Here is a 21,595-nt window from a genome sequence, read left to right on the forward strand (position 1 = left end):
ATAGTCAGTCTGCTTGAAAAGTGAGAGACAGCCGTACCATATCCATACATTGAATCCCGTTTTCATAAATCGGTTCATCATAATGCTTAAGGAAGAAATTGCGATCGATCGAAGTCAGGCGGAAGCCGCATTTTTGATAAAGTGCGAGCTGCTGAATACTCGAGTTGCCTGTGCCGATTTCAATCGTATGGAAACCAGCGGCTTTCGCTTCAGCGATCGCATGGCGGATCAGCTGCTTCCCAATTCCCCTTCCTTGCCATGACTCCTTCACAGCAACATTCATGATTTCGACTGTATGCTGAGATAGCGATGATAGAACATAAACACCAATCACATCCTCTTCATGAAAGGCGGCATAACAAGAGCCGGATTGCACATAAGCGAGAACCTTTTCCTTTGAAGGGTCAGCTAATAGTAAAAGATCCATAGGGAGAGATTGATCACGAGACAATGGCCGAATTTGTATCACATTTTTTCATCCTTTCTATTCTTTCATATACCCTTGTTTCACGCCCCAATCATATTGGTCCTGTACCCACCTGAGAGGGAGGGTGATGAGTGACATTCGGGTCTTTTTTGTCAGTTGGTTTTCTTATAGCCTGTGCGGTCTGCTTATTCGCTTGAGCAGCAGTTTTTGCTGCTGCCAGCTCTTTTTGAAGCTGGTCGACTTTCACCTCAAGCGCTTTACGCTGTTTGACCTCTTTTTCATAGGCTTTCTTTTCTTTTTTGAGCTTTTTTGTGACGGTGGCTATTTGCTTTTTTTGTTCATCGTTTTCATGTTTCATATCCGTTTGATCTGATTTTAACTGGGAAAGCTGCTGATCGTTCGTTCTGCTTTCTTGCTGATGTTTTTCTTTTGCTGCTTTGTTAGTCTGCTGCCAAACAATCCAGCCAGCTGCGCCTAACACCGCAACAGACAGAAGAATGATCGTAATGGTTTTTTCAAGTGTGAACCCCTTTCTTTAAACCTCTATTACCATCGGTTAAAGATAAACAGGTTTTAACATCAAAGGGAATATTCACATCAGATTGGCAGACACTATGAAAAAAGGAGGGTGTCTGTTGATTGCCTTTATGATTCATGTTGTAGTCTCATTATTTGCTGTATCAAACCCCATTGGAAACGTGCCTCTTTTCATCACCTTAACAGAAGGCTATACAGAGAAAGAACGCGCTCAGACAGCCAAAAAAGCCATCGTGGTCTCTTTCATTATTTTGATTGCCTTTCTATTGGCAGGCAGGCTCATATTCAAATTGTTTGGGATCGATATTCATGCACTCCGCATCGCCGGAGGTATTTTTATTTTTGGTATCGCTTACAATTTGCTGAATGCAAAAGAATCACACGTCCAAAATCCTCATTCGGAGGAAAAGGCAGAAAGCAAAGAGAAGGCAGATATCTCCGTTACGCCGCTGGCAATCCCGATCATCGCTGGGCCCGGTACAATCGCTACAGTAATGAGTTTAACCCCGGGAAGTCAAGGGATGCTCCACATGTTTTCGATTCTAATCGGCATTATCATTGTTCTTGCCATGACGTATTATGCCTTTCATTATTCCAGTTTCATTATGCGGAAAATGGGGAAAACAGAGATGAATGTTGTGACGCGTTTGATGGGATTAATTCTTGCTGTAGTGGCAGTTGAGATGATCGGCGCAGGCTTAAAAGGGATGTTTCCGATGTTTATGTCATAAGTGTATATAAAAAAGCTGTTTTTTTTCTACAATGATGTAAAATAAAACAGCTTTTTTTAAGGTTTCGGCACATGCTTAAATACTTCTTCACTTTCAAAGAATTCAATTAAGCGGCTAATCCAATCATAGTAATCAAGACTTTCCTTGATTTCTGAAAGAAGCAGATTGATTTTATCCTCTGTTTCTTCAGGTAAGTCGTCCTGTTCAAGCAGCTCTTGCAATTCCTTGCACGTTTTCTTATGTGCTTTACGGTTTTTGCTGACAACTCGGGACCAATTGGCTGCAAACAATGAAATAAACGTTTGGTATTGATCTTGCTCAACTTCATAAAGATCTTTACGTATTCCTTTTTCATAAACCTTTTCCGCAATATTCAAATCGAGCATTTCTCGAACGACTTGACTCATCCTCGTTTTGCTCATGCCGGTCGCCTCTGATAGCTCTTCCAGCGTCATTGGTTTACGGTTCATGTGAATGATACCAAGCACTCTACCCACTGTAGAAGAAAGACCAAAGGCATTCATGTTCTCCGCAGCTTTTTCAATATAATGATCCTGTGCTTTTTGAATGGCGCCTAACGCTTGCTTGTCCACTCCCCGCTTCATCCCTTCACGACTGACAATTTGTAACACAATATATCATATACCTGTTTGTTGATGAAAACAATAAATATTGAGTAATTGCTAGTAATTTGAAGGAAAAAGGAGAGATCTCTAGATATTACAGCGTTAACTGAAAATTTTATATAAATCTTATGCAATACAAACACATCATAAACTTTTTATTTTATAAAGTTTGCACTATAATGAATAAGGTGTAAATTTTCTGAATATATAGATCCAACTAATTGGAGGTGTCTCATTTGCTGAAACTAGAGAATGTATCTAAGACGTATAAAGGCGGAAAAAAAGCTGTCAAAAATATTGATTTAGAAATAGCAAAAGGAGAATTTATTTGTTTTATTGGACCGAGTGGCTGTGGTAAGACAACAACCATGAAGATGATCAACCGACTCATTGAACCTTCCTCAGGAAACATTTTCATCGAGGGAGAAAATATTATGAAAAAAGATCCAGTTCAATTAAGAAGAGAAATCGGTTATGTGATTCAGCAAATTGGACTGTTCCCCCATATGACCATCGCGCAAAACATCTCACTTGTGCCGAAGCTCTTAAAATGGCCGGAAGAAAAACGGAAGGAACGAGCTCGCGAACTGCTGAAGCTCGTCGACATGGGCCCGGAATTTTTAGAGCGCTATCCTCATGAACTCAGTGGAGGACAGCAGCAGCGCATCGGAGTTCTTCGCGCACTGGCAGCAGAACCCCCTCTGATCCTCATGGATGAACCATTTGGTGCACTTGATCCAATTACACGAGATACATTGCAGGAAGAATTTAAGAAACTGCAAAAAACGTTAAATAAAACCATCGTATTCGTCACACATGACATGGATGAAGCCATTAAACTCGCTGACCGAATTGTGATTTTAAAAGATGGAGAGATTGTCCAAGTAGGCACACCTGAAGATATTTTGCGTAACCCCGCCAACGAGTTCGTAGAAGAATTCATCGGAAAAGAACGCCTGCTTCAATCAAATCCGAATATGGAACGTGTAGAACAAATGATGAACACGTCACCAGTCACCATTACAGTCGAACAAACGTTGACTGATGCCATCTACATCATGAGAGAAAAGCGGGTCGATTCCTTGCTTGTAGTAGATGAACATCATGTGCTAAAAGGCTATATCGATATTGAAACAATCGATGCGAACCGCAGAAAAGCAGCTTTCGTTGGTGAGATCTTAAATACAGAGTTCTATACTGTACAAGAAGGCGCACTTCTAAGAGACACCGTTCGGAAAATCTTAATACGCGGTATTAAATATGTACCGGTTGTGGATGCCAAAGGGCATTTAAAAGGCATTGTAACACGGGCAAGTCTTGTAGATGTTGTGTACGACTCTATTTGGGGAGACGATACGCCGGCGTCTGCCATTGAAATGAACTAAGGGAGGTGGACACATGGATCAAATCATCGATTTTCTAGAGAAAAATGGTGGGGAACTCCTCACAAAAATGTGGGAGCATTTATATATTTCCTTAATTGCCGTCGTGCTAGGAATTATCGTTGCCGTTCCTTTAGGCGTCGTTCTCACACGAATGAAACGAGGCGCAGGTTTTGTCATCGGTGTCGTGAATATCTTTCAAACACTCCCTAGTTTAGCGATTCTTGCATTTTTTATTCCTATTTTGGGGGTGGGGAAAATACCTGCAATCGTTGCGCTCTTTTTCTATTCGGTATTGCCTATTTTGAGAAATACGTATGCCGGCGTCCAAGGTGTAAACAAAAACTTGCTTGAATCCGGTAAAGGGATCGGTATGACCACATGGGAGCAAATTCGTCTTGTTGAGCTCCCGCTTGCTGTACCGATCATTATGGCAGGCGTCCGAACGTCAACGATTTATTTAATCGGCTGGACAACACTTGCTGCTTTTATCGGTGGGGGAGGTCTTGGTGACTACATTTTAATTGGACTTCAGTTATATCAGCCGGAATACATTATTGCGGGTGCCATCCCAGTCACTATTTTAGCGGTCATCATTGACTTTACATTGATGAAGCTGGAGAAAAAAGTAACACCAGAAGGCTTAAAAGGATTGAAGGAAGTTTCATAAGGAGTTGGCTTATGTGAAGAATCGAAAAACAAGATGGATCAGTGCACTGCTTGCCGGATGCTTGCTATTGATAAGCGGCTGTTCACTTCCTGGACTAGCCGGCTCCTCAGGCAATACGCTGCGAATTGGAGCACAAAACTTTACCGAATCAGAAATTATGGCCTACATGGTTAGCGATATCATCGAACATTACACAGATAAAAAGACAACCATTGTGAAAAACCTAGGCTCTAATACCGTACAGCAGAAAGCAATGGAAAACGGAGATATCGACATTTCTGCCACAAGGTATACAGGGACAGATTTGACAAGTACGCTTGGAATGGATGCGGAAAAAGACCCGGAGCGTGCGATGGAGATCGTCCAAAAAGAATTTAAGAAACGCTATGATTACAAATGGTTTGATTCCTATGGCTTTGATAATACGTATGCCTTTGCCGTGACGCAAAAGATGGCGAAGGAAAACAAGTTAGAAACCGTCTCTGACTTGAAAAAGAATGCGAAAAATTACCGGTTCGGTGTCGATAATATTTGGCTCAAAAAGAAAGGCGACGGTTACGAAGGATTCGTGAAAACATACGGAATTGAATTTGGAAGCACGTATCCAATGCAGATTGGTTTAGTCTATGATGCATTAAAAAATGAAAAAATGGATATTGTGCTTGCCTATTCAACAGATGGACGAATTAAAGCCTATGACCTCAAAATTTTAAAAGATGATAAGCGGTTTTTCCCGCCATATGATGCATCGCCAGTTGTCCCGGAAAAAGTCCTAAAAGAGAACCCAGGGCTTGATAAGGTGATCAACAGGCTGATCGGAAAAATCGATACAGAGCAAATGCAAGAGCTTAACTATCAAGTCGACGGGGAGCTTCAAGAACCAGCCACCGTTGCGAAAAATTTCCTAAAAAAGCACAATTACTTTGAGTAAGATGGGGAGTTGTCACGGCTGATGGACACACTGCAGCAATTATGGACGTATTATCAGCAGAACGGTTCATATGTGTTAGAAGAATTTTATCGGCATTTTCTCATGTCAGCGTATGGGGTGCTGTTTGCGGCGATTGTCGGAATTCCAGTAGGCATCTTTGTGGCGCATTACCGTAAGCTGAGCAATTGGATCTTCGCCATTACCAATGTTATACAAACCATACCGGCGTTAGCGATGCTTTCCGTGCTGATGCTTGTATTAGGACTTGGCGCAAATACAGTCATCTTATCACTCTTTCTGTATTCGCTTCTGCCGATCATCCGCAACACGTATACAGGGATTGTCAGCATTGAACATGCTTATTTAGAATCGGGTAAAGCGATGGGCATGACGAAATGGCAAGTGCTGAGAATGGTTGAATTACCGCTTGCTTTATCGGTCATTATGGCTGGTTTAAGAACCGCCCTTGTCATCGCCATCGGCATTACAGCGATTGGGACATTTGTTGGTGCGGGAGGTCTAGGTGATATCATCATCAGAGGATCAAACGCCACAAACGGAACAGCCATCATTTTAGCAGGTGCTATTCCAACTGCGCTCATGGCCATTATCGCTGACCTAGTCATGGGCTGGCTCGAACGCTATTTAAGCCCAACGAACAAGAAAAAAGAAAGAAAAGCATTAGCTGCAAAAAACATCACATCTGCTTAAGCGGTTAAAAAGACAAAACCTCCCTTACATCTGTAAGGGAGGTTGTTTTATGATGATCAGGCGGGTTCACATGCAGGTATTTTATGATTCAAGCGTGATCCATTCAGAGGACCACTTCGAAATTTCCTCAAAAACGGGTGCAAGGGAACGCCCCATATCAGTTAAAGAATACTCAATGCGCACGGGTGTTTCAGCAAAAACCTCCCGTTTTACAATGCCTGCTGCTTCCAGCTCTTTTAATCTCTCAGATAATACTCTTCCGCTTAAATTTGTCAGAGCGGCCTCAATTTCACTAAAGCGCTGCGGACCTGAGAGAAGCTGAAAAACAATCAGTGCGACCCAGCGTTTACTCAATAACTCAACTGCTTTTTCAAACCGCGGGCACATGTCAGATTGATTCATCTTTCTTCACTCCAATCTGAACTCATTATACCGTAAATCTGTCATAAATCAGCTCGAAAAGCTTGTCAATGCTCAAAACATTCTATGATGACGAACGGCTGTTTAACATAAATAACAGATAGCGGTTAAGATCCTCTATTTCTTTTTTCGAAAGAGTTGACCAAATGTCTCCATCAAATATTTCGAGATCACCAAGTTCATATTGCGCTGCAGCTTCCTTTATTTTGGATAATGCCATTTCCTCTTCCTTCAACTGATGGACAGAAGAGGCTTCCTCAATATAGCCCGCAGCCTGCATCATTTCCTCATAAGGGACCTTTAATGCACCGGCTAGTTTTTTAATCGTAGGAGGCTTTGGAATACCGCGTTTCCCGTTTTCAATACGAGAAATACCAGCAGCGCTGACCTCTGAATACATCGCTAATTGGTTCACTGACAGCTTCTTTTCCTCACGTAATGCTCTTAAATATGCACCAAAGTTCATCAAGGCAAAACCTCACATGGTTATAGATTAGATATGTCTATTTTACCTGATTTGTTGACTATTGGCAACAAGTATACCATGAAAATATTGACATTAGTTAATAGTGGATGTACATTAGGTTTATGCCCCGCTATTTGTTCGCCTTTTTTTGGTTGATGAGCGTGAGAAAGTATTCATTCAGCTGGCTGATGTCTTGTGCGGAGAGCCTTTCCCATTTGTCCCCATCAAAAATGGGAAGATGTTCTACATCCTTTTGAAGCGCCGTTTGATAGATTTTCAACATGGATTCATATTTTGGTTTCATTTCATGAACTTGCTCCTGTTCAATATGACCGGCAAGCAGCATTAAATCCTCATAAGGCACCTTCAAGGCATGTGCTAATTTTTTGATAGTCAAAGGTTTTGGCACACCGCGCTTTCCATTTTCAATACGAGAAATACCAGCAGCGCTTACACCTGAATACATGGCGAGTTGATTGACAGACATTTTTCTATTTTCTCTTAAAATGCGTAATTGTTCACCAAAGTGATTCATGACATCGAACCTCACATTTCAGTATATGACTTATTTTAGTATGATCATTGACCAAAGGAAATAGCAGAGGGGTAAAAGTGTTGACTTAAGTTAACGGTCTGTTTCAAGTGAGCACCTGCACGTTGTACATATTGATTCCATAGGAGGTTGTAATGATGGTCGAAAAGATTCAGATCAGGCGGGCTTTTGTCATGCAGTATATGATCGAAAACGATATGTCTTTAAATCAGCTCGCTGATGAAATTGGCATTTCTCCTGCCACACTCAGCAGGGTATTAAATGGTCATCGGAAACCAGGCCAGCTTGTCATTGGCAAAATGATTCATTACTTTGATAAAAAATTTGAAGATCTATTTTACTATGAAGATATTGACAAAAGTCAATGAATGAAATGATCAAGGAGGCAATGTCGTTGAAAAGAACTGGGATGGTCAGACATATTGATTCACTAGGCAGAATTGTTCTGCCTTCAGAAATGCGCAAGGTACTCAATATTAAAGAAGAGCAGCTGTTAGAAATTTTCATTGAAGATCAAACCATTATGCTAAAAAAATATGATGCAGATAAGAGCTGCCTGTTAACTGGACAAGTGACGAAGTACAACAAAAGCTATGGAAATGGGAAAGTGATGCTGAGTCCTGAAGGAGCTGAACGTTTGTTAGTAGAATTAAAACAGCTATTGAAAGAAGAAGCAACCCGTTAAAAACGTGTTTTTAACCGAAAATTGCATATAAAAAATGCTGCATACTACTCTTTGGAATGAAATTGAATCAAAATAACGAATAAAGTCGACAATATAGAGGGAATCTTTATTTTGATGTTTCGTGACATGCACCTTGTTTTCATGTAAAATAAAGTTATGTGTACCAGTTTGTCTGGAGGTGTTTTCATGCACGCATTTGTTATCACATTACTCGTAATTGTCAGTATCGCACTTATCATCGTTGTATTGTTACAATCAAGTAAAAGTGCTGGACTGTCAGGCGCTATTTCAGGTGGAGCCGAGCAGCTTTTCGGTAAGCAAAAAGCGAGAGGCCTTGACTTGATACTTCACCGATTAACGGTTATTTTGTCAGTGCTTTTCTTCATCTTAACACTTGCATTGGCATATCTAGGCGTGTAAGGCGCGAGTAACAGAAGGTCTGATCTTTTTTCAGACCTTTTTTTATTATCAGCACTCTTTTGTGTTTGTTTCATACATACAAGTGGAAAATATAAACCATATCGGAAGGAAAGGAAGTCACATCATGAAAGTTGTTACACCAAAACCATTTACGTTTAAAGGTGGAGAAAAGGCGGTGCTTCTTCTTCACGGTTTTACTGGGAATACAGCCGATGTTCGAATGCTAGGCCGTTATTTGAACGAAAGAGGGTATACATGCCATGCACCTCAATATAAAGGACACGGTGTGCCGCCAGAAGAGCTTGTCCAATCTGGCCCGGCTGACTGGTGGAAAGATGTAGAAGAGGGCTATCAATTCTTAAAAGATGAAGGCTATGAGGAAATTGCGGTTTGCGGACTATCCCTCGGAGGAGTTTTTTCATTGAAATTAGGTTACACTGTACCTGTAAAGGGAATTGTACCTATGTGTGCACCTATGTACATAAAAAGTGAAGAAGTCATGTACCAGGGTGTACTAGAATATGCCCGTAACTATAAGAAATTCGAGGGTAAGTCAGAGGAGCAGATTGAACAGGAAATGGAAGAGTTCAAGAAAACGCCAATGGGTACACTGAGGAGCCTGCAAGAACTGATTGCAGATGTCAGAAACAATGTCGACATGATTTATTCACCTACTTTTGTTGTTCAGGCACGTCATGATCATATGATTAATACAGACAGTGCGAATATCATTTATAACGAAGTAGAGACAGATCAAAAGCATTTGAAATGGTATGAAGAATCAGGCCATGTGATCACGCTTGATAAAGAGCGCGAGAAGGTTCATCAGGATGTATATGCATTCTTAGAATCACTTAATTGGTCAATTTAAATATATAGGGGGTTAGAGTGTGCAAAAAGAAGAATTTATGGATGAATTACTCGCTTTTATGAAAGATGAAGCTTATAAACCGTTAACCGTTCAAGAGCTGGAAGTGATGATGGAGATTACCAATCCTGATGATTATAAAGAGCTCGTCAAAGCACTTGTGATGCTGGAAGATCAAGGACTCATCGTTCGCACGCGCAGCGATCGCTACGGTGTACCAGAAAAAATGAACTTGGTAAAAGGAAAGCTGTCTGCTCATGCAAAAGGCTTTGCATTTGTGACACCAGAAGAGTTTGGACAGGATGATATTTTCATTCCGCCTAATGAGCTAGGCACAGCGATGAATGGTGATACGGTCATGGTTCGTGTCAGCCACAAATCAAACGGCACAAAAAAAGAAGGAACTGTCATCCGAATTCTGGAGCGTAATACTCAGACGGTTGTCGGTACCTACACAGAAACGAAAAGCTTTGGCTTTGTCATTCCTGATGATAAAAAAATCACAACCGATATCTTCATCCCGAAATCCGCTAAAAATGGAGCGGTCGAAGGGCATAAAGTGGTCGTGACGCTGACAAGCTACCCAGAAGGAAGAATGAGTGCAGAGGGCGAAGTGACTGAAATCCTCGGTCATAAAAATGACCCTGGCATTGATATTTTATCGATCATTCATAAACACGGCCTGCCAGGTGAGTTCCCAGAAGAAGCGCTTCAGCAGGCAGTAGACACACCTGAAACGATTGATCAAAAAGACCTGGAAGGCAGACGTGACTTGCGCAACGAAACGATTGTAACAATTGACGGAGCAGATGCGAAGGACTTAGATGATGCCGTTACGGTGCAAAAGCTGGGTGATGGCAAATATAAGCTAGGGGTGCATATTGCAGATGTCTCTCATTATGTCACAGAGAACTCCCCGATTGATCAGGAAGCTTATGAGCGTGGAACGAGTGTGTATCTCGTAGACCGCGTCATTCCGATGATCCCGCACCGCCTGTCAAACGGTATTTGCTCATTGAATCCGAAGGTCGATCGTCTCACCCTGTCTTGTGAAATGGTCATCGATCGAAATGGGAAGGTCGTCAAACATGAGATTTTCCAAAGTGTGATCAAAACGACGGAAAGAATGACCTATTCTGATGTGAATAAGATTTTAGTCGACCAAGACGAAGAGCTTTTAGACAAATATGAGCCGCTTGTGCCAATGTTCCAAGAGATGGAGAAGCTTGCAGAGATTCTTCGCGACAAACGAATGGAGCGCGGGGCAGTAGACTTTGACTTCAAGGAAGCAAAAGTGCTTGTAGATGATGAAGGAGCGGCGAAAGACGTTGTCGTTCGTGAGCGATCTGTCGCAGAGAAATTAATTGAAGAATTCATGCTTGTTGCAAACGAAACGGTTGCAGAGCATTTCCACTGGTTGAATGTACCTTTCATATATCGAATTCACGAAGAACCAAATCCTGAGAAGCTTCAGCGCTTTTTAGAGTTCGTGACAACGTTTGGTTACATTGTGAAAGGAACGTCGACAAACATCCACCCGCGTGCACTTCAAAGTGTACTTGATGCTGTGAGGGATCAACCAGAAGAAGTTGTGATACAAACCGTGATGCTTCGTTCGATGAAACAGGCGAAGTATGATCCAGAAAGCATCGGCCATTTTGGGTTATCAACGGAATTCTATACGCACTTTACATCACCGATCCGCCGTTATCCGGATTTAATCGTGCATAGACTGATCAGAACCTATTTGATTCAGAAAAAGACAGACGAAGCAACCCTAGAAAAGTGGGGCCAGCTGCTGCCTGAAATCGCAGATCATGCGTCTACAATGGAGCGCCGTTCAGTCGATGCAGAGCGTGAAACAGATGACCTCAAGAAGGCAGAATTTATGCTTGATAAAATCGGTGAAGAGTTTGATGGCATGATTAGTTCCGTGACGAACTTCGGACTATTTGTTGAACTGCCGAATACAATTGAAGGTCTTGTCCATGTCAGCTACATGACAGACGACTATTATCGCTTTGATGAACAGCACTTTGCCATGATCGGTGAGCGGACAGGAAATGTATATCGCATCGGTGACGAAATCACTGTCAAAGTGGTTAGTGTCAATAAAGATGAGCACTCCATTGATTTTGAAATCGTTGGCATGAAAGGCACCCGCCGTAAATCGCCAAAAGATTTTAAGTTCAAAAAACGGACAGATTCACCAGCGAAAAAAGGACGCGGAGGTCAAAATGCCTCTGGGGATAAACCAAAGGAAGATAAAGGCGGAAGTGACTGGTTCACAGGCAGTAAGAAGAAAAAAAAGAAAAAACGCGTATTTGATAACGCGCCAAAACAAAAGCGCAAAAAGAAAAAGTAACGTGCCAAAAAGCAAATAGGGCGTCACGCTCTATTTGCTTTTTGACCATATGGCGTCTGCATTGTCGAAAGCTGGATTGTTTGATAAAATAATCCGTACGATTTGGACCGTGTTTGCAAAAGGAGGGTGTACGCCAATGCCAAAGGGAGAGGGAAAGGTTGTTTCCCAAAACAAAAAAGCAAATCATGACTATTTTATAGAAGAAACGTATGAAGCCGGCCTTGTGTTACAAGGAACTGAAATCAAATCGATTCGTGCAGGAAAAGTGAATTTAAAAGATTCCTTTGCCAAAATCGAGCGAGGAGAAGTGTTTCTTCACAACATGCACGTGAGCCCATACGAGCAGGGGAACCGTTATAACCATGATCCGCTGAGAACGAGAAAGCTGCTGCTTCATCGCAAGCAAATCAGTAAATTGATTGGTGCGACAAAGGAAGAAGGCTACTCACTCGTGCCTCTGAAACTCTATTTAAAAAATGGCTTTGCCAAAGTGCTGATCGGAATTGGTAAAGGGAAAAAGAAATATGATAAACGTGAAGATCTGAAGAAAAAAGATGCAAAACGTGAAATCGAGCGTGCCTTCCGTGATCGTCAAAAGCAATTCTAGCCTGATGCAGATGGCTTGCTGAGAGCGGAAGCATTATGCTACAATATGTTATGCAGTAAACAATCATTGCTTTTCTTACAGAAACCACCAGTTGTTTCAAGCGAAGAGATTGTTATAATAGTTATATACGGAAGCAGTTAAGCTGAACGTTTCCATCCCGTATATCCCTTTTACAAGGGGACGTTACGGATTCGACAGGGATGGTTCGAGCTTAGGCTGCGAGCCGAGAGGCGATCTCGTTAACACGCACTTAAATGTAACTGGCAAAACTAAAAGTTTTAACCAAAACTTAGCACTAGCTGCCTAATAAGTGCAGCGAGCTCTTCCTGACATCGCCTATGTGTCTGTGAGGAGCCCAATGAAGTAGGCTACGCTTACGTTTCCGTCTGAGGACGTAAGAAGAGATCCATCAGACTAGCTCTCCAAGCGCCCGTCAGCAGGCATGCGGATGAGTGAACACGAAATATGTTGACTACGCTCGTAGACGCTTAAGTAATCGATGTCTCTGGACGTGGGTTCGACTCCCACCGTCTCCATCAAAACTTTTAGAATGCAGTCGGGTATCAAGGGTTTGAAAGCCCTTGATACGGGTTTGGCATCATTTTAGAAGTTCCAAAACTCTATCATTATTTTTAAAAGGCGCTATTTTTTGAGCGTCTTTTTTTATGCCCTTTAATAGATCCATCACTTGATTTGACAGACTTTGTGAAGCGTATGTCGGAGCAGAATCTAATGGTGCAGTTTATAGAGGAGCAAAAAATGATAAATATTTAATTACTTCGCTAAAAACATCCTTAATCATTGTGGTGTATTGAGATTCCTTAATTGTTCAGGGCTTTATGTTGGTCGCTCAATTAATGGTTTGCACAATGCAGCTCTCTTAAAGCCTCCTTAATAGATTAATTTGTCACTCAAACATTGAGCACTTTAATTATGTATAATATGATATCTTTATTGCCAAATAGAAATTTTATTTAACAAAATGTATGTTTATGGATCTTATTAGATTTAAGGTTTGGCCAAGAAACATCATTATTCTATAAGTTGAGGTGAAAGAGATGTCAGTCATTATATCAACAGACGATTTAGAGCATGTTTGTCCTAATTGTAATGGGACAAGTCATATTTCTATTAAGAACGAAGAAAAAATATGCCCAAAATGTGATGGGAAAGGTGTTATCCTAACTGCTTTAGGCCAAACATTACTTCATTTTATGAAGAAGCATATACGCAATTAATTCAAAGAGATTCTGTACAAAGACAAGAACAAAGTTGAACCAACTGTTTGTTTAATAATGGAATATTGTTCAAGTCTCTTTTTATAGTTTACCCTGCGGAAACAGGTAAATGGTATTTTTTTGTTAATTATTCTGTTGAGATAAGCATTTTTCTGTTTACCTTTTTTTAGACAGAAAAACAAGATTATTAACTGCGTTTTTTGAAAATTTAAACAGGGTAAATACATAAAAAAGAAAATAATTTTTAGGAGGACGAAATGTTAGAAGTAAAAAACATACCGAAAATAGAAGAATGTTTCGAAAGTTCTATCAATCCTTATGTTAAAAAAGTACATGAAGACACAGTTAATTGGGCTAAAATTAATAATTTAATGAATGATTCAAACATAAAAAGATATGAAAGACAAAAAATTTCATACTTGGCAGGACGTTCTCAACCTTATGACTCTTACGACAGTGTAAGATTGTCTTCTGATTATCTTTTATTGTTTTGTATATTGGATGATTATAGCGACAATTTGAACAATCAAAAGTTATATGATATATATTCTAAAAAGATAATTGAAATTCTTAATGAAAGAGCATTTTATGATGATGATACTTTTTTATATGCGTGGCATGATTGGTGGAAACGTCTTAGTATAGGAATGCCTGATGAATGGAAAAAAAGAATTATTCAAAGTATTCAAAATTGTTTTAATTCTATTAAATGGGAAATTAAAAATGAAAAAGAAAAGTGCATACCAACTCTAGAAGAGTACGTCAATCATAGGATGCATAGTGGAAGTGTTTTTGTCTGTTTTGATCTAATAGAAAGAGGAGGTAGAAGTTTTATTCCTGCTTCTAGTCGTAGTATTTTACTGAGAGATTTAATTAACTCTATCAATAAAATAGTAAATTGGACAAATGATTTATTATCTTTTAAAAAAGAATTTGAGAATGATGAAATTCATAATTTGGTTATCATTCTGCAAAAACAAGAAAATTGTTCAATAGAGACAGCTTTAGATAGAGCAAAGGAAATGTTAAACATAGAAATTAATACATTCATTGAACTTAAAAATAAAGTCTTTATCAGTAATGAGCCTTTTGATAGTGGTATGATTAAATTCATATCTAGGTTGGAGAATGGTGTTCGAGGACATTATGAATGGAGTATGAAGACTAAAAGGTTCTAATTTATTATTCTTAAATGATAACTGCTACCCTTATAGTGCTATTAAATAAAAATATATACTGTATATTTATGATGACTATTACCCCTCATTATATATGTGGCTCCGCTTTATAAAAAGAGGTTATATTATGTTTAATATGAGGGAGGTTTTGTACGACTAATATATGAAAACGTTTTAGAACCAATGCTTCATGATAAGGAACAGGGTCGTGGATATTTATTGATGTTGTTTGCATTTCTTTAAGTTGGGGTGAATCGGTTTAAAAGAACGTGGCTTCTACCACTAGATCAATTGGCATAGCATAGAATATTGATGTTTTTAGGTTTGAGCATCAATGACCCCGTTCCTTATCATTTGGCATCGCCTTACTCGATTTAAAGATACAACGATTTTCCAGGACATTTTCAATGAAATTATTCTTCAAGCCATTAATCGGAATAATCTAGCAATACAAAATCGGCTTTGTGTTGAGAAGGATTTCTAGAGTGGAATATGAGAACAACACCTTGCTTTAACGAGAAATTTCTCTATTATAAAATGGATGGAATTAAGAAGAAAATAAGACTGACGAGATTTTCTCGGAAAACTTAAAGATGCCGATAGCCAGCATCTTTTTTTAATGTATTGGTCAACTTATGTTCCCCGAAACAACTGTAAAAATCGAATTAACAAAGGACAAACAACTATAATAGCAATGATGAGTAAGAGCTGATTAGATAAGAGTTCCACAAACGTTGTTTGAATCACATAAACTGCAATCAGTAGTAAATAACTCACCAAAAATATCAACCCAGAACTTCTCTTCTCAAATGGCTTCTCTAAGAGAATCAGCATAAATAGCCCCGCCATAATAATCAAAAAAGTCATATACTTTGTAAGCCTCCTCGTCATTGATCCCCGATTTCCACATTGTACAGATATTTCACCTACCGCAACATACTTCTCCCTCAAATTAAGCAAAAAGTAGTGAAAATATAAGGGATCACGAACAGATAACGACCGAAACTTTACAAAAAACCTCCAACCAAATCAAATTCACACCTTCCCATTTGCGACGTCCTCATATATAGTAAGATTAGACTAGTTCTAAATAACTGAAATTGGGGCGTTTACATGGATTCGATTGTTTTACATTTTATTGTGATCATGAGTGTTTCTGGCATTCTGTCCGTGATATTATCAATCATTGCTCATGCGAACCGCCGCCGGTATATTGGCTGTCAATTGTTTATGTACATGTCTGGAGCAACTGCGATTTATATCTTTGGGCACACGTTTGAATTATTGGCAAGTACACCTGGACAGATCATGTTCTGGGTTTGTTTTCAATACATAGGTCTTCCGTTCATCGCACCATTCAGTCTGATGATTGTGCTGCAATTTACGGGATTCCATCAATATTTCACAAAGCGCCGCGTGCTTCTCATCTTACTGATTCCAACTCTCACCACCATTATGGTGTTCACCAACTCTTTTCATTCACTCTTTTATCGTAGCATCACGATGAATCCAGTAGACGGTTTTTTATTGGCTGATTTTACGATTGGCTATTGGTATATCATTCATGGCGTCTATACATTTGGCTGTTCGATGCTCGCTATTTTTATGCTGGTTTGGTTTTTACGTGTCACAAAAAAAGAATATTTAAAGCAGATCCTCATTTTGCTAGTGGGAATGTTACTGCCAATCACGACATCTTTTATCTATTTATTAGGCGTTACGCCTCTTCATATTGACCCGGTCCCTGTGGTGATGTTTTTAACCAATGCACTCTACTTATGGGCGATTATGTCGTTCCAGCTCTTTAAGCTCTCTCCCATTGCAATGGAGCGTGTGTTTGAGCATATGTCTGAAGGGGTTCTCATTTTAGATCGATACCGGACACTCATAGATTACAACCCCGCTGCTGCATCGATCATTCCAGCACTTTCTAATAAAAAGGGCATTGGCTATAAAATTGACGATATTTTCTCAGGGATCATCAAAGATACCGCGTTCATTCAGTGGCTGCGTTCTCCGCAGGATCATTCGCAATATGATTTAATGTGGAAAAAGGAAGAAGATCAGTCCAGCTATTATCACCTGACCGCTTCATCGTTATTTAATAGAAGAGGAGAGATCGAGGGCAGGCAAATTGTGATCAGTGATGTAACAGAGCAGCGTTTGCTGCAGGAAGAGCTGGAGCGTCGTGCGTATATTGATGGGTTGACGAATATCTTCAATCGTTCTTCTTTTATTGAACGAACGCAGATGATCTTGGAAGAGGATGCGCAGGATACGGCGATCTTGCTGTTTGATATTGATTTCTTTAAACAAATCAATGACACGCATGGACATCATATTGGAGACGAGGCGCTGCGTCATGTTGTCACCATTTGTCAGCAGCATTTACAGATGGACGATTTATTCGGACGATATGGCGGAGAAGAGTTTGCTATTTGTCTGCCGCATCATTCATTTGAAGAGGCATGTCATATTGCGGAGCGAATGAGACATTCGTTTGAGACGAGTTTCTTTGAGACTGATGAGGAAAAAGTGCGAGTGACAGCGAGCTTTGGAATCGCTCATACAGCTTATGATCAAAATGTATTAGAAACTCTTCTATTTGAAGCGGACCAAGCCTTGTATATGTCAAAACGCCAAGGGCGCAACCGGATTTATGCGTCAACTGGAGCGGACTATATGCTGTATGAAGAGCATGATCTACCGCCAGCTTCTCATTGACTGTTGTCCTGACATTCGATATGATAAACATAACATTTGAACGGTTTCCTAAAGGGGAGTAGCTTTTACGGTTTGGTCGTCATTACAGAAACTCACGTTGTTTCTCGGCCATTCCGGCATGAACATGTTAGCCAGACCTTTGCCTATCACACATGAGGCAAAGGTCTGGCTTTTTTAAGGTCTTATTGCATCTGTGTGATGGGGGAGCGGGACAAATGATGTTTTCAATACCGCAGATGAAAGGATGATCGATCTTGAAAAAATATGTGATCTCTTTGTTATTTTCGGGCACGCTTGTATTAAGTGGATGCTCCGGTTTGCTTGACCAAGTAAGTGATACAACGACATATGTCACAGAGGCAAATGAGTATGTGACGGACATTCAGCAATTTACGGAGGACTTTCCACAGCTCGCAGAAGAAGCTGTAAAAAACGCCGCCAAAAAAGCAGAATTAACCCAGCAGCTTGAATCATTGAAAGCAGACATTCAAGAATTTAATGAACTGACAGCACCAAAAATAGCAGAAGACCTGCATGTGCAGATCATTGAAAAAAATAAGGTGCTGTCAGAGGAAATTCAAACGTATTTACAGCAATTGAAAGCGGACAACATCGACGTTGCTGCTATGCTTGAGGACCAGCAAGGGTTGATCAAGCAGCTTCAGCAGTCCGTCAATCTATTGCAGGACATTGAACAATTAACAAACTAAGGCAAACACTAGAGAGTGTGTTCAGCATATCTTTGCCTTTTCCGGTGAAGATATGCTTTAATTTAAATAAAAACAAGTCTTATTAGAAAAAAGGTGATTACATGACAGAACATGAAGAAAGACATATGGCTTCGCCTAGAGCCGAGAAGGATAAAGATCAATTGATCAATCGGTTGAAACGAGTGGAAGGACAAGTGCGCGGGATTCAGCAAATGATTGAAAACGATCGTTACTGTATAGATGTTGTCAATCAAATCTCCGCTGTCAATGCGGCTTTGAAAAAAGTTAGTCTTCAATTGATGGAAAAGCATACACATCACTGCGTAGCGGATGCCATTAAGAGCGGCAACGGGGATGAAGCCATTGAAGAGTTAATGAACGTCTTTACGAAACTGGCAAAATCGTAGCACATTAAGAATTATTTATGTTTACATCGATACCCTACTAGGGTATAGTAAGTTGTAGTAAATGATTGAAGGAGGCGATGAGAAGTGGAACAAGCAACACTTCAAGTGCAGGGCATGTCTTGTGGACATTGCGTGAAAGCAGTCGAAGGAAATGTAGGAGAATTAACAGGTGTTGAATCGGTGAAAGTCCATTTAGACAAGGGACAGGTGGATGTTTCATTTCATCCTGATCAAGTCACGTTACACCGAATCTCTGATGTGATTGAAGAACAGGGATATGATGTCGTATAAATGATATACGTGCTGCATGTGTCAGCGCGTATTTTTTTCAAAAAAAGATACCCCTATGGAGTATGTGGAGAGGTGAGATCAATGAAAAAGGAAATCGACTTTCAAATTACGGGGATGACCTGTGCTGCCTGTGCAGGCCGCATCGAAAAGGGATTGAACAGGCTGGAAGGTGTGGAGGATGCCAATGTGAATTTGGCGCTGGAAACATCTCATATTGTGTATGAAACAGAACAACTAACACCAGATGATCTGAAGCAAAAAATTCAATCCTTTGGCTACGGTGTGGTGATGGAGCAAGCAGAGTTTGATATAGAGGGAATGACGTGTGCGGCTTGTGCCAACCGAATCGAGAAAAAAATTAACCGGATGGATGGTGTTGATCACGGATCTGTGAACTTTGCGCTTGAGACACTTCAGGTCACGTATCACCCTGGCCAAACGTCTACAAGTGATATAAAGGAGGCGGTTCAGTCCATTGGATATTCTTTAATTGAACCAGCTGCAGACGAAGCAGAAGAAGGAAAGAAAGATCATCGCCAAGCAGCAATAGAGAAGCAGACGGCACGCTTTTTATTTTCAATGATCCTGTCACTGCCGCTTCTTTGGGCAATGGTCAGCCATTTTTCCTTCACGTCTTTTATTTGGCTGCCAGAAGCGTTCATGAATCCATGGGTTCAGCTGGCTTTAGCAGCGCCGGTTCAGTTCATTGTCGGCTGGCCCTTCTATGTAGGAGCATATAAAGCTTTACGTAATAAAAGTGCCAACATGGATGTTCTTGTCGCACTTGGGACATCAGCTGCGTTTTTCTATAGTTTATACGAAAGCATTCAGTCAGCGGTTCAAGGCACACGTGAGGCAGCCCTCTATTATGAAACAAGTGCTGTGCTTATTACGTTGATCGTGCTCGGAAAATTAATGGAAGCAAGAGCAAAAGGGAGATCATCAGAAGCGATTCAAAAGCTGATGGGCCTACAAGCGAAAGAAGCGGTCATCGAGCGAGATGGAAAAGAGATGACCGTGCCTATTTCCGAAGTAAAAGTGAATGATCTTGTGTTTGTCAAACCGGGTGAGAAAGTGCCGGTAGATGGAGAGATCGTGGAGGGAACAACCGCAATTGATGAGTCCATGATTACGGGAGAAAGTCTGCCTGTTGATAAAACGGCTGGTGATGCGGTCATCGGGGCAACCATCAATAAAAATGGGTTTGTGAAAGTGAAAGCGACAAAGGTTGGGAAAGAGACCGCCCTTTCACAGATTATCAGAGTCGTAGAACAAGCACAGGGCTCAAAAGCACCGATTCAAAGGATGGCAGATCAAATATCAGGGATATTTGTTCCTATCGTTGTAGGAATTGCTGTGCTCACGTTCCTGATATGGTTTTTCCTTATTGACCCAGGAAATGTGACGTCAGCCCTTGAAACGTTTATCGCAGTCATCGTCATCGCATGTCCGTGTGCGCTCGGTCTTGCCACACCAACCTCTATAATGGCTGGCAGCGGCCGTGCAGCTGAATCAGGCATTTTGTTTAAAGGCGGGGAGCATTTAGAAGTGACCCAATCACTTGACACAGTGGTTTTAGATAAAACAGGGACTGTGACAAAAGGGGAGCCGAGTCTGACAGATGTGATGGTATCTGACAATTGGACAGAAGATACGCTGCTTCAGCTAGCAGGATCGGCAGAACAGCAGTCGGAACACCCGCTTGCCAGAGCGATCACAGACGGAATGAAGGAACAAGGTCTTGAAGCGGTCGAGATCGAAGCCTTCCAAGCAGACCCAGGCCATGGAATTGAAGCAAAGGCCGCAGGACACAAGCTTTTGATTGGAACGCGTAAGCTATTACAGAAACATCATATCCCATATGATCAAGTCGAAGCATCCGTCACACTACTGGAGCAGCAAGGGAAAACAGCTATGCTTGTCGCGATTGACGGCGAAGTCGCCGGCATTGTCGCAGTGGCAGATACGATCAAATCATCCTCACCTCAAGCTATCAAGCGTCTGAAAGAGCAAGGGATTCACGTTGTGATGATGACAGGTGATAACAAGCTGACGGCAGACGCGATTGCGAAACAGGCGGGCATTGATCATGTCATTGCGGAAGTCCTGCCTGAGGAAAAGGCTGCTCACATTGCGGCGCTTCAGGAACAAGGAAAGAAAGTCGCCATGGTCGGAGATGGCATCAATGATGCCCCGGCTCTTGCGACAGCGAATATTGGGATGGCAGTTGGAACAGGGACAGATGTTGCCATGGAAGCAGCAGATATCACGCTCATGACAGGAGACCTCCATGCCATTGCAGATGCGCTTGAATTTAGTAAAAAAACAATGAGAAACATCAAGCAAAATCTATTTTGGGCGCTTGCTTATAACTGCATTGGGATACCGATAGCTGCTTTTGGTCTTCTTGCGCCATGGCTTGCAGGAGCAGCAATGGCCTTTAGCTCCGTGTCGGTTGTATTGAATGCGCTCAGATTGCAGCGTTTGAAACCGGTTAGAGAGGGAGTGGCACAATGAAGCTGAATGTCAAATGGATTTGGACGATTAGTGCATTGTTCTATGTTGCTCTTGTTCTTATTGGATATGCTATGTATGATGAATTTTATCCAAAGCAAGAACCGCCAAGTGAACATATGCAAGATCATTGA

25 protein-coding genes and 1 other RNA gene are annotated in these 21,595 nt (G+C 41.0%); 20 read left to right on the forward strand and 6 right to left on the reverse strand.

Annotated elements, in window-relative coordinates:
• Window positions 1–4: 4 nt before the first annotated feature.
• Both ACSSTM_RS14945 and ACSSTM_RS14950 read right to left on the reverse strand, forming a co-directional pair.
• A complete protein-coding gene (locus ACSSTM_RS14945) occupies window positions 5–469 on the reverse strand; it encodes a GNAT family N-acetyltransferase (RefSeq protein WP_080869547.1) in 465 nt (154 codons plus the stop codon).
• A gap of 49 nt (window positions 470–518) precedes the next feature.
• Window positions 519–908: a hypothetical protein gene (locus ACSSTM_RS14950; RefSeq protein ID WP_254637642.1), complete on the reverse strand. Its 390-nt coding sequence runs from the start codon at window positions 906–908 to the stop codon at window positions 519–521.
• A gap of 154 nt (window positions 909–1,062) precedes the next feature.
• On the opposite strand from ACSSTM_RS14950, the gene ACSSTM_RS14955 reads away from it, so the two are divergent.
• Window positions 1,063–1,695, forward strand: coding sequence for a MarC family protein (locus tag ACSSTM_RS14955; RefSeq protein WP_106036509.1), 633 nt, complete (start codon window positions 1,063–1,065; stop codon window positions 1,693–1,695).
• A gap of 56 nt (window positions 1,696–1,751) precedes the next feature.
• On the opposite strand, the gene ACSSTM_RS14960 is transcribed toward ACSSTM_RS14955, so the two are convergent.
• Window positions 1,752–2,288 carry a GbsR/MarR family transcriptional regulator gene (locus ACSSTM_RS14960; protein WP_034660700.1) on the reverse strand — a complete coding sequence of 179 codons (537 nt, stop codon included), beginning with the start codon at window positions 2,286–2,288 and terminating at the stop codon, window positions 1,752–1,754.
• Window positions 2,289–2,557: 269 nt separating this feature from the next.
• On the opposite strand from ACSSTM_RS14960, the gene ACSSTM_RS14965 reads away from it, so the two are divergent.
• The 4 genes from ACSSTM_RS14965 to ACSSTM_RS14980 are packed head-to-tail and all read left to right on the forward strand — an operon-like array spanning window position 2,558 to window position 6,015.
• Window positions 2,558–3,706: a betaine/proline/choline family ABC transporter ATP-binding protein gene (locus ACSSTM_RS14965; protein WP_034660016.1), complete on the forward strand. Its 1,149-nt coding sequence runs from the start codon at window positions 2,558–2,560 to the stop codon at window positions 3,704–3,706.
• A gap of 13 nt (window positions 3,707–3,719) precedes the next feature.
• The gene (locus tag ACSSTM_RS14970) at window positions 3,720–4,373 is read left to right on the forward strand and encodes an ABC transporter permease (RefSeq protein ID WP_003213477.1); all 654 of its coding nucleotides are present in this window, start codon (window positions 3,720–3,722) and stop codon (window positions 4,371–4,373) included.
• A gap of 13 nt (window positions 4,374–4,386) precedes the next feature.
• Window positions 4,387–5,304 carry an osmoprotectant ABC transporter substrate-binding protein gene (locus tag ACSSTM_RS14975; RefSeq protein ID WP_034660015.1) on the forward strand — a complete coding sequence of 306 codons (918 nt, stop codon included), beginning with the start codon at window positions 4,387–4,389 and terminating at the stop codon, window positions 5,302–5,304.
• Between the two features lie 21 nt (window positions 5,305–5,325).
• Window positions 5,326–6,015 (forward strand): ABC transporter permease, encoded by a 690-nt coding sequence (locus ACSSTM_RS14980; RefSeq protein ID WP_034660014.1) that lies wholly within the window; start codon window positions 5,326–5,328, stop codon window positions 6,013–6,015.
• Window positions 6,016–6,096: 81 nt separating this feature from the next.
• Here ACSSTM_RS14980 and ACSSTM_RS14985 read toward each other — a convergent pair whose 3' ends face one another.
• The 3 genes from ACSSTM_RS14985 to ACSSTM_RS14995 form a co-directional block, all read right to left on the reverse strand.
• Window positions 6,097–6,417: a winged helix-turn-helix transcriptional regulator gene (locus ACSSTM_RS14985; RefSeq protein ID WP_034660013.1), complete on the reverse strand. Its 321-nt coding sequence runs from the start codon at window positions 6,415–6,417 to the stop codon at window positions 6,097–6,099.
• An 82-nt stretch (window positions 6,418–6,499) separates the two neighbouring features.
• Entirely contained in the window at window positions 6,500–6,901 is a 402-nt protein-coding gene (locus tag ACSSTM_RS14990) for a helix-turn-helix domain-containing protein (RefSeq protein ID WP_034660012.1), read from the reverse strand.
• Window positions 6,902–7,031: 130 nt separating this feature from the next.
• A complete protein-coding gene (locus ACSSTM_RS14995) occupies window positions 7,032–7,436 on the reverse strand; it encodes a helix-turn-helix domain-containing protein (protein ID WP_034660010.1) in 405 nt (134 codons plus the stop codon).
• Window positions 7,437–7,588: 152 nt separating this feature from the next.
• Between ACSSTM_RS14995 and ACSSTM_RS15000 the strand changes: the two genes are divergently transcribed.
• The 15 genes from ACSSTM_RS15000 (at window position 7,589) to ACSSTM_RS15070 (ending at window position 21,595) form a co-directional block, all read left to right on the forward strand.
• Window positions 7,589–7,822 (forward strand): helix-turn-helix domain-containing protein, encoded by a 234-nt coding sequence (locus tag ACSSTM_RS15000; protein ID WP_024426059.1) that lies wholly within the window; start codon window positions 7,589–7,591, stop codon window positions 7,820–7,822.
• A 26-nt stretch (window positions 7,823–7,848) separates the two neighbouring features.
• Window positions 7,849–8,139 carry an AbrB/MazE/SpoVT family DNA-binding domain-containing protein gene (locus ACSSTM_RS15005; protein ID WP_003213714.1) on the forward strand — a complete coding sequence of 97 codons (291 nt, stop codon included), beginning with the start codon at window positions 7,849–7,851 and terminating at the stop codon, window positions 8,137–8,139.
• A gap of 186 nt (window positions 8,140–8,325) precedes the next feature.
• Window positions 8,326–8,559, forward strand: a complete 234-nt coding sequence (gene secG / locus ACSSTM_RS15010) for a preprotein translocase subunit SecG (RefSeq protein ID WP_003212746.1) — start codon at window positions 8,326–8,328, stop codon at window positions 8,557–8,559.
• Between the two features lie 124 nt (window positions 8,560–8,683).
• Entirely contained in the window at window positions 8,684–9,430 is a 747-nt protein-coding gene (locus tag ACSSTM_RS15015) for an alpha/beta hydrolase (RefSeq protein ID WP_034660008.1), read from the forward strand.
• Between the two features lie 19 nt (window positions 9,431–9,449).
• A complete protein-coding gene (gene rnr, locus ACSSTM_RS15020; RefSeq protein ID WP_034660007.1) occupies window positions 9,450–11,792 on the forward strand; it encodes a ribonuclease R in 2,343 nt (780 codons plus the stop codon).
• A 136-nt stretch (window positions 11,793–11,928) separates the two neighbouring features.
• The gene (gene smpB / locus ACSSTM_RS15025; protein WP_012011279.1) at window positions 11,929–12,399 is read left to right on the forward strand and encodes an SsrA-binding protein SmpB; all 471 of its coding nucleotides are present in this window, start codon (window positions 11,929–11,931) and stop codon (window positions 12,397–12,399) included.
• A gap of 176 nt (window positions 12,400–12,575) precedes the next feature.
• Window positions 12,576–12,938, forward strand: a transfer-messenger RNA (tmRNA) gene (ssrA, locus tag ACSSTM_RS15030).
• Between the two features lie 519 nt (window positions 12,939–13,457).
• Window positions 13,458–13,637: a tryptophan RNA-binding attenuation protein gene (locus tag ACSSTM_RS15035; RefSeq protein ID WP_080869546.1), complete on the forward strand. Its 180-nt coding sequence runs from the start codon at window positions 13,458–13,460 to the stop codon at window positions 13,635–13,637.
• A gap of 257 nt (window positions 13,638–13,894) precedes the next feature.
• Window positions 13,895–14,815 carry a terpene synthase family protein gene (locus ACSSTM_RS15040; protein WP_034660005.1) on the forward strand — a complete coding sequence of 307 codons (921 nt, stop codon included), beginning with the start codon at window positions 13,895–13,897 and terminating at the stop codon, window positions 14,813–14,815.
• Between the two features lie 1,113 nt (window positions 14,816–15,928).
• A complete protein-coding gene (locus tag ACSSTM_RS15045; RefSeq protein ID WP_437404223.1) occupies window positions 15,929–17,539 on the forward strand; it encodes a histidine kinase N-terminal 7TM domain-containing diguanylate cyclase in 1,611 nt (536 codons plus the stop codon).
• Window positions 17,540–17,793: 254 nt separating this feature from the next.
• Window positions 17,794–18,249 (forward strand): DUF6376 family protein, encoded by a 456-nt coding sequence (locus tag ACSSTM_RS15050; RefSeq protein ID WP_034660001.1) that lies wholly within the window; start codon window positions 17,794–17,796, stop codon window positions 18,247–18,249.
• Between the two features lie 101 nt (window positions 18,250–18,350).
• Complete coding sequence (locus ACSSTM_RS15055; protein ID WP_034659999.1) at window positions 18,351–18,656, forward strand: metal-sensing transcriptional repressor; 306 nt, start codon at window positions 18,351–18,353, stop codon at window positions 18,654–18,656.
• A gap of 84 nt (window positions 18,657–18,740) precedes the next feature.
• Entirely contained in the window at window positions 18,741–18,947 is a 207-nt protein-coding gene (gene copZ / locus ACSSTM_RS15060) for a copper chaperone CopZ (protein ID WP_095285778.1), read from the forward strand.
• 81 nt (window positions 18,948–19,028) lie between these two features.
• Complete coding sequence (locus ACSSTM_RS15065; RefSeq protein WP_034659996.1) at window positions 19,029–21,464, forward strand: heavy metal translocating P-type ATPase; 2,436 nt, start codon at window positions 19,029–19,031, stop codon at window positions 21,462–21,464.
• Window positions 21,461–21,595, forward strand: coding sequence for a hypothetical protein (locus ACSSTM_RS15070; RefSeq protein ID WP_262417031.1), 135 nt, complete (start codon window positions 21,461–21,463; stop codon window positions 21,593–21,595). The genes ACSSTM_RS15065 and ACSSTM_RS15070 overlap by 4 nt, the downstream gene beginning before the upstream one ends.

The organism is Bacillus sp. RK1064 (genome assembly GCF_051488405.1).
GTDB lineage: Bacteria > Bacillota > Bacilli > Bacillales > Bacillaceae > Bacillus.